This window comes from Psychrobacillus sp., assembly GCF_056205495.1.
Window position 1 is genome coordinate 1 of the sequence record NZ_JBAEAP010000506.1, and the last position, 11,476, is coordinate 11,476.

General features: G+C 36.4%; 13 protein-coding genes and 1 rRNA gene. 12 read left to right on the forward strand and 2 right to left on the reverse strand.

What is annotated here, in order from left to right; translation table 11 throughout:
* Positions 1-77 (forward strand): 5S ribosomal RNA (rrf, locus tag AC06OU_RS14390); the annotation flags it as partial.
* A gap of 624 nt (positions 78-701) precedes the next feature.
* Here rrf and AC06OU_RS14395 read toward each other — a convergent pair.
* Complete coding sequence (locus AC06OU_RS14395; RefSeq protein WP_475856699.1) at positions 702-1,286, reverse strand: cupin domain-containing protein; 585 nt, start codon at positions 1,284-1,286, stop codon at positions 702-704.
* A gap of 197 nt (positions 1,287-1,483) precedes the next feature.
* Between AC06OU_RS14395 and AC06OU_RS14400 the strand changes: the two genes are divergently transcribed.
* The 10 genes from AC06OU_RS14400 to rsmI all read left to right on the forward strand — a co-directional run bounded on the left by AC06OU_RS14400 (position 1,484) and on the right by rsmI (position 8,587).
* A complete protein-coding gene (locus AC06OU_RS14400) occupies positions 1,484-2,905 on the forward strand; it encodes an aminotransferase class I/II-fold pyridoxal phosphate-dependent enzyme (protein ID WP_475856701.1) in 1,422 nt (473 codons plus the stop codon).
* Between the two features lie 2 nt (positions 2,906-2,907).
* Positions 2,908-3,549 carry a dTMP kinase gene (tmk, locus tag AC06OU_RS14405; protein WP_475856702.1) on the forward strand — a complete coding sequence of 214 codons (642 nt, stop codon included), beginning with the start codon at positions 2,908-2,910 and terminating at the stop codon, positions 3,547-3,549.
* 49 nt (positions 3,550-3,598) lie between these two features.
* Positions 3,599-3,928 (forward strand): cyclic-di-AMP receptor, encoded by a 330-nt coding sequence (locus AC06OU_RS14410; RefSeq protein WP_142643831.1) that lies wholly within the window; start codon positions 3,599-3,601, stop codon positions 3,926-3,928.
* A gap of 24 nt (positions 3,929-3,952) precedes the next feature.
* Positions 3,953-4,393, forward strand: a complete 441-nt coding sequence (locus tag AC06OU_RS14415; protein ID WP_169360334.1) for a YaaR family protein — start codon at positions 3,953-3,955, stop codon at positions 4,391-4,393.
* A gap of 58 nt (positions 4,394-4,451) precedes the next feature.
* The gene (locus AC06OU_RS14420) at positions 4,452-5,468 is read left to right on the forward strand and encodes an AAA family ATPase (protein ID WP_475856704.1); all 1,017 of its coding nucleotides are present in this window, start codon (positions 4,452-4,454) and stop codon (positions 5,466-5,468) included.
* Positions 5,461-6,276, forward strand: a complete 816-nt coding sequence (locus AC06OU_RS14425) for a PSP1 domain-containing protein (RefSeq protein WP_169360335.1) — start codon at positions 5,461-5,463, stop codon at positions 6,274-6,276. The genes AC06OU_RS14420 and AC06OU_RS14425 overlap by 8 nt, the downstream gene beginning before the upstream one ends.
* 24 nt (positions 6,277-6,300) lie before the next feature.
* A complete protein-coding gene (gene yabA / locus AC06OU_RS14430) occupies positions 6,301-6,657 on the forward strand; it encodes a DNA replication initiation control protein YabA (RefSeq protein WP_169360336.1) in 357 nt (118 codons plus the stop codon).
* Between the two features lie 62 nt (positions 6,658-6,719).
* Complete coding sequence (locus tag AC06OU_RS14435) at positions 6,720-7,466, forward strand: tRNA1(Val) (adenine(37)-N6)-methyltransferase (protein ID WP_475856706.1); 747 nt, start codon at positions 6,720-6,722, stop codon at positions 7,464-7,466.
* Positions 7,453-7,743 (forward strand): GIY-YIG nuclease family protein, encoded by a 291-nt coding sequence (locus tag AC06OU_RS14440; protein ID WP_169360338.1) that lies wholly within the window; start codon positions 7,453-7,455, stop codon positions 7,741-7,743. The genes AC06OU_RS14435 and AC06OU_RS14440 overlap by 14 nt, the downstream gene beginning before the upstream one ends.
* Positions 7,715-8,587 (forward strand): 16S rRNA (cytidine(1402)-2'-O)-methyltransferase, encoded by an 873-nt coding sequence (gene rsmI / locus AC06OU_RS14445; protein ID WP_475856709.1) that lies wholly within the window; start codon positions 7,715-7,717, stop codon positions 8,585-8,587. Before AC06OU_RS14440 ends, rsmI begins: the two co-directional genes overlap by 29 nt.
* A 118-nt stretch (positions 8,588-8,705) precedes the next feature.
* Here rsmI and AC06OU_RS14450 read toward each other — a convergent pair whose 3' ends face one another.
* A complete protein-coding gene (locus tag AC06OU_RS14450) occupies positions 8,706-8,981 on the reverse strand; it encodes an AbrB/MazE/SpoVT family DNA-binding domain-containing protein (protein ID WP_144541581.1) in 276 nt (91 codons plus the stop codon).
* A gap of 334 nt (positions 8,982-9,315) precedes the next feature.
* Between AC06OU_RS14450 and metG the strand changes: the two genes are divergently transcribed.
* Entirely contained in the window at positions 9,316-11,289 is a 1,974-nt protein-coding gene (metG, locus tag AC06OU_RS14455) for a methionine--tRNA ligase (RefSeq protein WP_475856711.1), read from the forward strand.
* Positions 11,290-11,476: the final 187 nt, after the last annotated feature.

Here is an 11,476-nt window from a genome sequence, read left to right on the forward strand (position 1 = left end):
CCGAACACGGAAGTTAAGCTCTTCTGCGCCGATGGTAGTTGGGGGCGTCCCCCTGCAAGAGTAGGACGTCGCTGGGCAACTAAAGGAAGTCGTCACCGAGTAATCGGTGGCGGCTTTTTTGTTTTGTCTTTTACAGGAAAAAGCGAAGAGACAAAGGGTTCGAGGGAGCAAGGAAGAATGTTATAATAAAAATCAATACAAAAAGGTCAACCAATTTGGGCTGACCTTTAAATACGAACGGCTTAGACTAGTTGTGTCAATGAATTTGTGGGTAAATGGGAAAATATTTTTGTTAGGAGGTATCTCATGGAACTCATTAATATTGTTGTCGGATTTATAGTATGTATTTGTATTGGGTCTGTATTGAATATACTACTTAAGACAACTCAAAAAAGAGATTGGCTAATTACATTCTTAATAAGTTTAGTATTATCAATAGCAATAGTGCCTTTGTTAGGTTAACGATTACGGCTATTTTATGGAACTAACACCGTAATTTTTAGCCAAAAAAATTCACTTAAAACCCACTAGGAAAAGTAGAGAGGCAGAAGTTATTTGTTTCGTGCATTTTCAAATCGACTTTTATCTTTAACATAGCCTTAAAACAAAAATCAATCTCCCGCTAAGTAAGTGTGAAAAAAACATAAAAGAGACATGGGAATAGTCCATGTCATCTTGTCTGCAACTCATTATGTTAAGAATTAACTTTCAGTAGTTTTGTTACAGCTCGCAGGTGGACCAATAAATGTGGAAGGTACTACTGGTGCAATTGCTTTTTCCCAAAGAGTTTTATCTAAACAATAGGTATGGGCCATAATATTCGCTGGAGTCAACTTCAGGATATCTGATCCTAGTATTACTTCTGGTGTTGGTGCATTAAAAATGGCCAGTAGATGTGTATGTTTCTCTGTAGCTACTTCATAATGCCACCATCCTTGAGGTACATTTGCTACTTGGCCAGGTGAGAGCGGAAAATGTTGCATTTGCTTAGTAAAGGGATTCAATAATGAGACGGTTAATCCACCAGAAATACAATAGACAAGTTCGGCAGCATTTTGGTGGTAATGGGGCTCGATCACATTGTTTGGACTAAGAAAAATATCAAGTAAGGATATATTATCTAGTGTATTTAATTGTTGAATCCCTAAAACATTAATAAAGTTTTGGCTATCTTTTTTAAACAAGTTACTTGTGTTCACGTCAAAAGTGAATTGAGCGGATGGGGAGGTGTAGTCAAACGGGAAAATTATAGGGCAGCTCCTTTCTATATCGTCATTACTATACATTCTCCGCATAATATGTGTGGATCCAATTTGTTGTGCATTAGGAGCCATATTCATACAATAAAATAATTTCCCGGAAAATAAATATTTAATAAAGTTCTGCCCTTTCTGGCCAAAAATAGGTTCAAATCATCTATCCTTATTTCATGTCTTATTTCATGTATAATAGAAAGATAATAAAGTTTGGTGAGGTATAAGAAATGCATGAAAAACGACCTTTAGTAGAAGCGCTTGAAAAATTTCATAGTCAAAAGAATATCTCCTTTCATGTACCAGGACATAAACATGGGGTGTTATCCAATCTTCCTGAGGTTATTAAAGAGGCCTTATCCTATGACCTTACAGAACTTAAAGGCTTAGATGACTTACATCATCCAGAAGAAGCTATTAAAGAAGCGGAAGAATTGTTAGCGTCTACATACGGGGCAAAAAAAAGTTATTTTCTTGTCAATGGAACGACTGTTGGCAATTTAGCTATGCTATATGCAACATGCCAGTATGGAGAACAGTTAATAGTCCAGAGGAATGCTCACAAGTCAATTTTTCATGCAATTGAGCTAGTAGGTGTTGAACCTATTTTTGTTACACCAGAATGGGATTCTCGCACAAAAACAACAACCTTTGTTTCTGCCAACACCATTAAAAGCGCAATAGAAGAGTTTCCTTTAGTAAAAGGTGTTCTACTCACTTACCCAACTTACTATGGAATGGCTTCTAATGAGATAAAAGAGATTATCGATTATTGCCATACAAAAGGTATCCCAGTCCTAGTAGACGAAGCACATGGAGCACATTTTAAGGCAAACAGCGGTTTTCCATTATCTGCTCTTGATTTCGGTGCAGATATAGTAGTACAATCTGCACACAAAACATTACCATCTATGACAATGGGTTCTTACTTACATATAAATTCTTCTATTATAAAAGCTTCTCAAGTAAACAAGTATTTAAGGATGCTTCAATCAAGCAGTCCTTCTTATTTAGTAATGGCATCCTTAGATGATGCAAGAAGCTATGTACAAAGATACAATGAAATGGATTTCAAACAATTAATATATAAAAGAGATTTGTTCATTCAGGCACTCCAAACGATTAAGCTAGTGGAAGTAATAGAAGTTAATGATCCACTGAAATTACTAATACGTGTTGGGAGCTATTCGGGTTTTCAAGTTCAACAGGCTTTAGAAGCACAACATGTATATGCGGAGCTTGCGGATACTTATCAGGTTTTAATAATTCTTCCTTTACTAAAAAAGGACCAAGACTACCCTTTTGCAGAGGTAAGAAAACGAATTAAAATGGCCGTAGATGAGCTTAAAAAAGAAACACCGATAATTCCTAAAGATATAAGAAATAACTCGTTTAAATCTGTTTCTACGATTGAAATGAATATGAGCCTCTTAAATGAGAAAAAAGGCGAGTGGGTTCCCTATGTTCGCTCCATAGGAAGAATAGCAAAAGGAATACTCATTCCGTATCCACCGGGAGTACCATTATTCATTCCAGGAGAAAAGATTACGATTTCTATGTTAACTGAACTGGAGGAATGGATTGATAAAGGAGCTACCTTCCAGGGAGATCATAGACTTGATGAAAAGCTAATTTATGTTGTGGAGGATTAATAGTGCAAAAAAAAGGGTATTTTATAACAAGCGAGGGTCCAGAAGGTGCGGGCAAGACAACTGTCATGCAATTACTTGGAAAAAGATTAATGGAAGAGGGCTTTGAGGTCGTGATGACAAGAGAGCCTGGAGGCATTAATATCTCGGAAAAAATAAGAGGAATAATCTTAGATAACGAGCATACAATGATGGATAGCCGTACGGAGGCATTATTATATGCTGCAGCAAGGAGACAGCATTTAGTTGAAAAAGTTTTGCCTGCTCTAGAAGCTGGTAAAATTGTTATTTGTGATCGTTTTATTGATAGTTCGCTTGCATATCAAGGACATGCAAGAGGAATAGGGGTAGAAGAAATATTAGCAATCAATCAATTTGCAATTGGACAGACTATGCCCGACCGCACGATTCTTTTTGATATAGAACCAAGTGTTGGGTTAGAAAGAATTAATGCACATAGCAGTAGAGAAAAAAATAGGCTAGATGTAGAGAGTCTTCAATTTCATGAAAAGGTTAGAGAAGGCTACCTTAACTTAGTAAAACAATATCCAGACAGAATTAAGGTAATCGATGCTTCTCAAAAGCTCGAAGAAGTATTAGAAGCTACCTATAAAGTAGTAAAAATGGAATTAGAAATTTTTAGGTAATTAATGCTATAATAAAATAAACAGAATAGAAAAGTGGGAGTGAGTAGCGATGAAATTAATAGTAGCCGTAGTGCAGGACCAAGATAGTAATAGATTGTCAAATGCGTTAACGAAAGCAAAGTTTCGTGCAACAAAACTTGCTAGTACAGGTGGGTTTTTAAGATCTGGAAATACTACGTTTCTGATCGGTACAGATGACTCCTTAGTATCTTCTGCATTAGAATTAATAAGAGACAATTGTAGAGCACGTGAACAGATGGTAGCCCCAGTTTCACCTATGGGAGGAAATGCTGATTCATACATTCCGTACCCAGTGGAAGTAGAGGTAGGAGGAGCTACAGTATTTGTTCTTCCAATTGAACAATTCCATCATTTTTAATAATGAAGGAAAGGATCGAAAACTTTGAAGATAAATCAAGATGTACGAGTAGGGATAGATAAGATACGCAAGGATACTATGCAGAATAATATTCAATCTGCAAAGTTTGGCCAAATGATTACAAAGCAGGATCAGCGGATGCAAACCGAAGCCTTAACGAAACTGTTAGGAGATATTACTACAGCAGGAGATCGTTTAGCAAGGTCTAGAAATCTACGTGATATGGCTAAGTTTAAAATGCTGATTAAAAAGTTTCTAGAGGAAGCTGTGGATTTTGGAATGGGATTAAAGCAATCTCATACATGGAATCGATTTGGTGAAGGAAGAAAGTTAAAAATCGTAGAGACTATTGATGAAAAATTGGTAGAGCTAGCAGAAGAAATTTTGAGCCAAGAAAAAAGCTCTATAGAATTATTAGATAAAATAGGCGAAATTAAAGGATTACTTATTAATCTATATACGTAATGTTCCCGTGTTATCGCACCGTGCGAAACACGGGATTTTTTAGAGAGGTGGAACCACTATGAGCATGGAAGAAGAATGGTCCATTGAAGGAATAGAAAAAATACAACCTACTGCGATTAAACAAATTCAATCCATAGTAGCAAAAAATCGTATTGGACATGCCTACATTATTGAAGGTGCTAATGGTACAGGTAAAACAAAAGTTATGCAATTTTTTGTACAGCTTATGTTTTGCGAAAATTCGACAGAAAATGTTCCATGTGAAACATGTCGAAACTGTAAAAGATTAAAATCATCTAATCATTTGAACATTATTCAACTGGAGCCAGATGGTCAAAATATAAAAAGAAATCAAATTGATGAATTAATACATGAGATGAGCAAAACCTCTATTGAAAGAGGAAGAAAGGTTTATGTAATACATGAAGCAGATCGATTGAACACAAGCTCCTCTAATACATTACTTAAATTTTTAGAGGAGCCTCAGAGCGAAATTACTGCCATCTTATTGACCGATAAGATGCATGCCTTATTACCAACAATACGGTCCAGATGTCAGCATATAGGCTTAGCCACCATGCCACAGGGAGTATTAAAAAAGAAGTTAATGGAAGAGGGAATTACTGATTCAATGGCTTCTACAGTTAGTAGAATGACGAATCAAGTAGAAGAAGCTCTAATTTTAGCGAAAGACGAGCAATTTGGACTTGCAAGGAAATCAGTGATAAAATTGGTGGAAGCAAGTGAAAAAAGTGTTCAGGATGCCCTTATGTGCATACATGAAGATTTTGGTCCTTTGCTAAAAGAAAAGGAAAGTGCAGAACAAGTATTAGATTTACTACTATTTGCTTATCGTGATATAGTAGCTATAAAAGCAACTCCACTCGCAGTTTGTACCTATCCAGATATGATTTCATTCTGGAAACAGATAGCATTACAAAAGACGTATGAGCAATTGTCTAAACAGTTAGAATTGATTTTAGATGCAAAGCAAAATTTGCATAGAAATATGAACCGGACACTGATGATGGAGCAGCTGATGCTTAACCTGCAGGAGGGGTATAGTTTTGTATAATGTTGTAGGAGTCCGCTTTAAGAAAGCGGGTAAAATATATTATTTTGATCCAGTAGACTACGCTTTAGAGAAAGATGACTATGTAATCGTTGAAACTGCTCGTGGCGTAGAATATGGGAAAGTCGTCGTACCTATTAAACAAGTAGGAGAAAACGATGTCGTTTTACCTTTGAAGCAAGTAGTCCGTCCTTCTACGGAGAAGGACAAAATCCAAGTGGAAGAAAATCGTTTAGAATCGGCCCAGGCATTAGCATTGGGAACCGAAAAAATATTACAAAGAGAATTAGAGATGAAGCTTGTAGATGTTGAATATACATTCGACCGAAACAAAATTATCTTCTATTTCACAGCGGAGGGTCGAGTAGACTTTCGTGATTTAGTAAAGGATCTTGCTTCTGTATTTAGAACTCGAATTGAACTCAGACAAATAGGGGTGCGCGACGAGGCAAAAATGCTAGGTGGTATTGGTCCTTGTGGAAGAATGCTTTGCTGTTCAACCTTTTTAGGTGATTTTGAGCCAGTATCTATTAAGATGGCAAAAGATCAAAACCTATCATTGAATCCTTCTAAGATTTCCGGATTGTGCGGACGTCTAATGTGCTGCTTAAAGTATGAAAATGACGAATATGAGGCTGCAAGAGAGCAAATGCCTGACATTGGTGATAAAATTGAGACACCAGATGGATTCGGAAAAGTAGTTAGCATGAATATTTTAGAGAGAATTTTACGTATTGAGTTAAGTGATCCACTTCGTATATTAGACTATACGTTAGATGAGGTTGTAAACTATGCTAAAAATCCAGTATAATGGACGGGGCAATGAGGTGAATAGGTGATGGACCGTAATTTTTTTGATACAATTATAGAATTTGAAAAACAGTTAGAGTCCACGCAGCTCCAATTTCGCGCTTTGAAAGAATTTGTAGCGATTATGATAGAAGAACGTCAAGCGTTACAAGAAGAGAACAATCATTTAAGACAAAGACTTGATGAAATACATGGAAAAGAAGTAATGGACGAAAAGATACGAGAGAAACGATTAAACAAGGCAGATATAGGTGAAGGCTATGATAACCTAGCAAGGCTTTATCAGGAAGGTTACCATGTATGTCATGTTCATTTCGGAAGCGCTCGGAAGGAAGAAGATTGTTTATTTTGCTTATCTTTTTTAAATAAACAAAATGTCTAATCAATTGACTGATGCCACTCCATAGGTGGGTGTCAGTCTTTTGTTTTATGGAGGTTTAAGTTATGGAGCAATGGCTAAAGGATGATGAAAGGCTAGACTATTTATTGGCAGAGGATTTAAGAATTATACAAAGCCCTTCTGTTTTCTCCTTTTCCTTAGATGCAGTTTTATTAGCAAGATTTACATATGTCCCATTTAAAAGAGGAAAAATAGTAGATCTATGTACTGGAAATGGAGCTATTCCTCTTTTCCTAAGTGCACGATCACAAGCAGAAATAGTGGGTATTGAATTGCAGGAAAGATTAGCTGATATGGCAAACAGAAGTGTCGAGTATAACAAGCTAACAGAACAAATTCATATTATGCAAGATAATGTTATAGGTATAGCAAGTAAAATTGGAACTGAAAAATATGATGTGGTAACCTGTAATCCTCCTTATTTTCCAGCACATGAAGCAAGTGACAAAAATCTCAAGGAACATCTAGCTATTGCAAGACATGAGATACATCTTACCCTGGAAGAGGCAGTGCAATCAGCTAGTGAGCTACTCAAACAGGGAGGGAAGGCAGCATTTGTTCATCGCCCTGGGAGGTTGTTGGATATTGTTACATCTATGCGAGCCAACCGACTTGAGCCAAAACGTATTCGGTTTGTTTATCCCAAAAAAGGTAAGGAAGCTAATACATTATTGATTGAGGCTATTAAGGATGGAAAACCAGATTTAAAAATTTTACCTCCTCTTTATGTGTACGGAGAAGATGGACAATACACAGATGAGGTTAAAGAGATGCTGTATGGAGACAAATAAAGAGCACACTTTTTATGTATTACAATGTAATGACGGCTCCTACTATGCGGGTTATACGAATGATTTGTTTAAGCGTATTAAGGTTCATAATGAAGGAAAAGGAGCAAAGTACACGAGGGCAAGACTCCCAGTAAAGTGTATTTATAAGGAAATTTTCGAGTCAAAACAAGAGGCAATGCAGGCAGAATATGCATTTAAGCAACTTACAAGAAAACAAAAAATAGCACATATGAGAGGTGAGTCAGCCAATGAATTCACAAAAATCAACAGAACATGAAAACAGTAGTTGTTTGTATTTAGTAGCTACCCCAATAGGTAACCTAGAGGATATGACAATGCGTGCTATTCGGATTTTGAAGGAAGTCGACTATATAGCAGCAGAAGACACTAGGAATACGAAGAAGTTATGTAACTATTTTGAGATATCTACGCCTTTAACAAGCTATCATGATCATAACCAGCTAGCTGGTGGAGAGAAAATATTAGAAATATTGAGGGATGGGAAACAAGTTGCATTGGTAAGTGATGCGGGTCTACCGTGTATCTCAGATCCAGGAGCAGATATTGCTGCAAAAGCAATAGCAGAAGGATTTGCAGTAGTACCAGTTCCAGGAGCAAATGCAGCAATTAGTGCTTTGATAGCCTCGGGAATGATTACGCAACCGTTCTTTTTTTACGGATTTCTTAGCAGAAATAAGAAGGAAAGAAAAGCAGAAATTACAACGCTAGAAAAGAGACAAGAAACAATTCTATTATATGAGTCTCCTCACCGTTTGAAGGAATCTTTAAAAGATATGCAAGCCATTATGGATGGAACACGCCAAATTGTATTAGCGAGAGAGCTTACAAAGAAATTTGAGGAGTTTTTAAGAGGCACAATAGACGAAGCAGTCGAATGGGCAGAAACAAATGAAATTCGTGGTGAATTTTGTATAGTACTTGCTGGCAGTGAAGCTAAAGAAGAAATAGAAGAAGCTTGGTGGAAAGATTTAAGCATTGAAGAACATGTCGAGCATTTAATACAGGAAAAGCAACTGAAATCAAAGGATGCAATTAAAGAAGTTTCCATTCAACGTGGGTTACCTAAAAGAGAGGTTTACCAAAGTTATCACGTAGAATAGCAATTTCCCTAGCTATGATATAGATTGAGTAGGGGATCGGTTCTTATAAAATCTCATTGCATATTATAAAGTTCAAAGGTTTAAAAAAACATCCGTCTGCACGGATGTTTTTTAGGTCTTATTTTAAGCTGCTTTGAATTTCTTTAATTAATTGTTCTGCACCTTCTGGGCTTAAAATTAATTTGCCCCCAACAAGACGAAGATTTTCATCTGATACTTCACCAGTAACTGCACAAGTCATGTTTGGCATATATTTTTTTAAGATGATTTTATCATCGTCAACATATATTTCAAGCGCATCTTTTTCTGCTATACCTAGTGTACGACGAAGTTCAATAGGAATAACAACGCGTCCTAACTCATCAACTTTACGAACTATACCTGTAGATTTCATTATTAAAGTTTCTCCTCTCAAGAGTGTATATTTTTCGCCAAAATTCGACATTAACCTCTTTTATGTACTTAATCATACCAAGTACTACCATATTGGTCAATAATTATTCTTCTGATTTTATTAGAATGGATGATAAAAATATGACTATGTTTACATAATATACCTAATAAAAATAATTATTATATCATTCTTAGGAATAATCTAGCTATTATTGGAAATAATGTAAGTCATAAAGAAAATTCGACAAAATTGCTTCAGAGGTATAGATTGAAACAACTACCCCATTTCGATAGAATAAAGTATATAGAAGATTCAGCATTGGAGGCAATTAGCATTGAGCGCACAAGATAAAACATTTTATATTACGACCCCTATTTACTACCCAAGTGGTAAATTCCATATTGGAACGGCTTATACAACGGTAGCTTCCGATGCAATGGCACGCTATAAACGATTAAGAGGATATGACGTTCGCTTTTTAACTGGGATGGACGAGCATGGCCAAAAAATACAGGAAAAAGCTCAAGAAGCGGGAATGGAGCCACAAGCATATGTGGACGAAATTGCATTAGCTGCTAAGAAAACTTGGGCAACTATGGATATATCTTATGACGATTTTATACAAACAACAGAAAATCGTCATAAACAAACAGTAGAGAAAATTTTCCAAAAATTTCTAGACAATGGAGATATTTATAAAGGCGAGTATGAGGGCTGGTACTGTACACCTTGTGAATCTTTCTTCACAGAAACTCAATTAGACGAAGGAAATTGTCCAGACTGTGGACGACCAGTTCACAAAGTAAAAGAAGAATCATACTTCTTCAATATGAAAAAATATGCAGGACGTTTATTGGAATACTACGAAAACAATGTAGAGTTTATAGAACCGGAATCCAGAAAAAATGAGATGATCAATAACTTTATCAAGCCTGGTTTAGAAGATCTGTCTGTATCGAGAACTTCCTTTGACTGGGGAATTCGTGTTCCAGGAGATGCAAAGCATGTCATTTATGTGTGGGTAGATGCTTTAACAAACTATATTACGTCCCTAGGCTATATGTCAGATGACGATACCCTGTTTAAAAAATATTGGCCAGCAGATGTACATGTAGTAGGGAAGGATATAGTACGCTTCCATACAATTTATTGGCCGATTTTCTTAATGGCTTTAGACTTACCTCTTCCGAAAAAAGTGTTCGCACATGGATTTATCATGATGAAAGACGGTAAAATGTCAAAATCAAAAGGAAATGTTGTATATCCAGAGATGCTAGTGGAGCGTTATGGACTTGATGCGACACGTTACTTCCTACTTCGTGAGCTTCCATTTGGACAAGATGGTGTGTTTTCACCGGAATCCTTTGTAGAACGTACGAATTTTGACCTTGCCAATGATCTTGGGAATCTTTTAAATAGAACAGTCTCGATGATCAACAAATACTTTGATGGTAAAATTCCTGTTAACCAAGGAGAAGCGACAGAATTTGATGCAACTTTACATCAATTTGCTAAAGAAGCAATAGAAAAATATGAAGTCAATATGGAGAAAATGCAGTTTAGCCTTGTATTAGGAGATTTATGGTCGCTTGTGTCTCGTACAAACAAATATATTGATGAGACTCAGCCATGGGTTCTAGCAAAGGATGAAGCAAGAAAAGGGCAACTTGCAAGTGTTATGATCAACTTAGCGGAAAGTCTTCGTCAGATAGCGACCTTAATCCAACCATTTATGCCAAATAGCCCAAAAGAAATTATGGAGCAGCTAGGCTTAACGGACGCTCAGCTACAATGGGAGAAACTTGGTGATTTTAATGTTATCCCTGAGGGTACACAAGTAATTAGTACAGGAGTGCCAATTTTCCCTCGTTTAGACGTAGATATAGAAGTAGCTTTTATACGTGAGCAAATGCGCGGTTCTGTCAAAACTCTACAAGAAGAGGTGGAGGAAGAGGCAGAGGAAGAGCAAGAGCAAGAGGAATCAGAGGAAATTTCTATTGATGACTTCTTTAAAGTGGATTTAAGAGTAGCAACAGTATTGGAATGTGAAGCTATTCCTAAAGCAGATAAGTTATTAAAATTACAATTAGACTTAGGATATGAAAAACGTCAGGTTGTCTCAGGAATAGCAAAGCATTATAAACCAGAGGAGCTAGTAGGTAAAAAAGTAATTGTAGTAGCTAACTTGAAACCAGTAAAACTTCGTGGAGAACTATCCCAAGGGATGATTTTAGCTGGTGAAAAAGATGGATACTTAACTCTAGCAACTGTTGATGAAAAACTAGAAAATGGTGCACAAGTAAAATAATAAGCTAATTAAAACTGTCGTGTGAGCGGCAGTTTTTTTATGTAAATAAATATTTACACGTCTATAACATAGGCGTTTCAGACTGTAGACAAACTCCAAAAAATATGGAGTTTGCCTACAGTCTTTTTTCTTTTAAAATAGAAGTAACGCGAGGGAGAGTTGATTTCCGCTACGAACGGACGCTTTC

Excerpts from the sequence above, each read along its gene's own strand:
- AC06OU_RS14435 (WP_475856706.1), top strand. The coding sequence starts at position 6,720 with ATGGAGCAATGGCTAAAGGATGATGAAAGGCTAGACTATTTATTGGCA.
- rsmI (WP_475856709.1), top strand. The coding sequence starts at position 7,715 with ATGAATTCACAAAAATCAACAGAACATGAAAACAGTAGTTGTTTGTAT.
- AC06OU_RS14395 (WP_475856699.1), bottom strand. The coding sequence starts at position 1,286 with ATGTATAGTAATGACGATATAGAAAGGAGCTGCCCTATAATTTTCCCG.
- AC06OU_RS14450 (WP_144541581.1), bottom strand. The coding sequence starts at position 8,981 with ATGAAATCTACAGGTATAGTTCGTAAAGTTGATGAGTTAGGACGCGTT.
- AC06OU_RS14410 (WP_142643831.1), top strand. The coding sequence starts at position 3,599 with ATGAAATTAATAGTAGCCGTAGTGCAGGACCAAGATAGTAATAGATTG.
- AC06OU_RS14440 (WP_169360338.1), top strand. The coding sequence starts at position 7,453 with ATGGAGACAAATAAAGAGCACACTTTTTATGTATTACAATGTAATGAC.
- AC06OU_RS14420 (WP_475856704.1), top strand. The coding sequence starts at position 4,452 with ATGAGCATGGAAGAAGAATGGTCCATTGAAGGAATAGAAAAAATACAA.
- AC06OU_RS14400 (WP_475856701.1), top strand. The coding sequence starts at position 1,484 with ATGCATGAAAAACGACCTTTAGTAGAAGCGCTTGAAAAATTTCATAGT.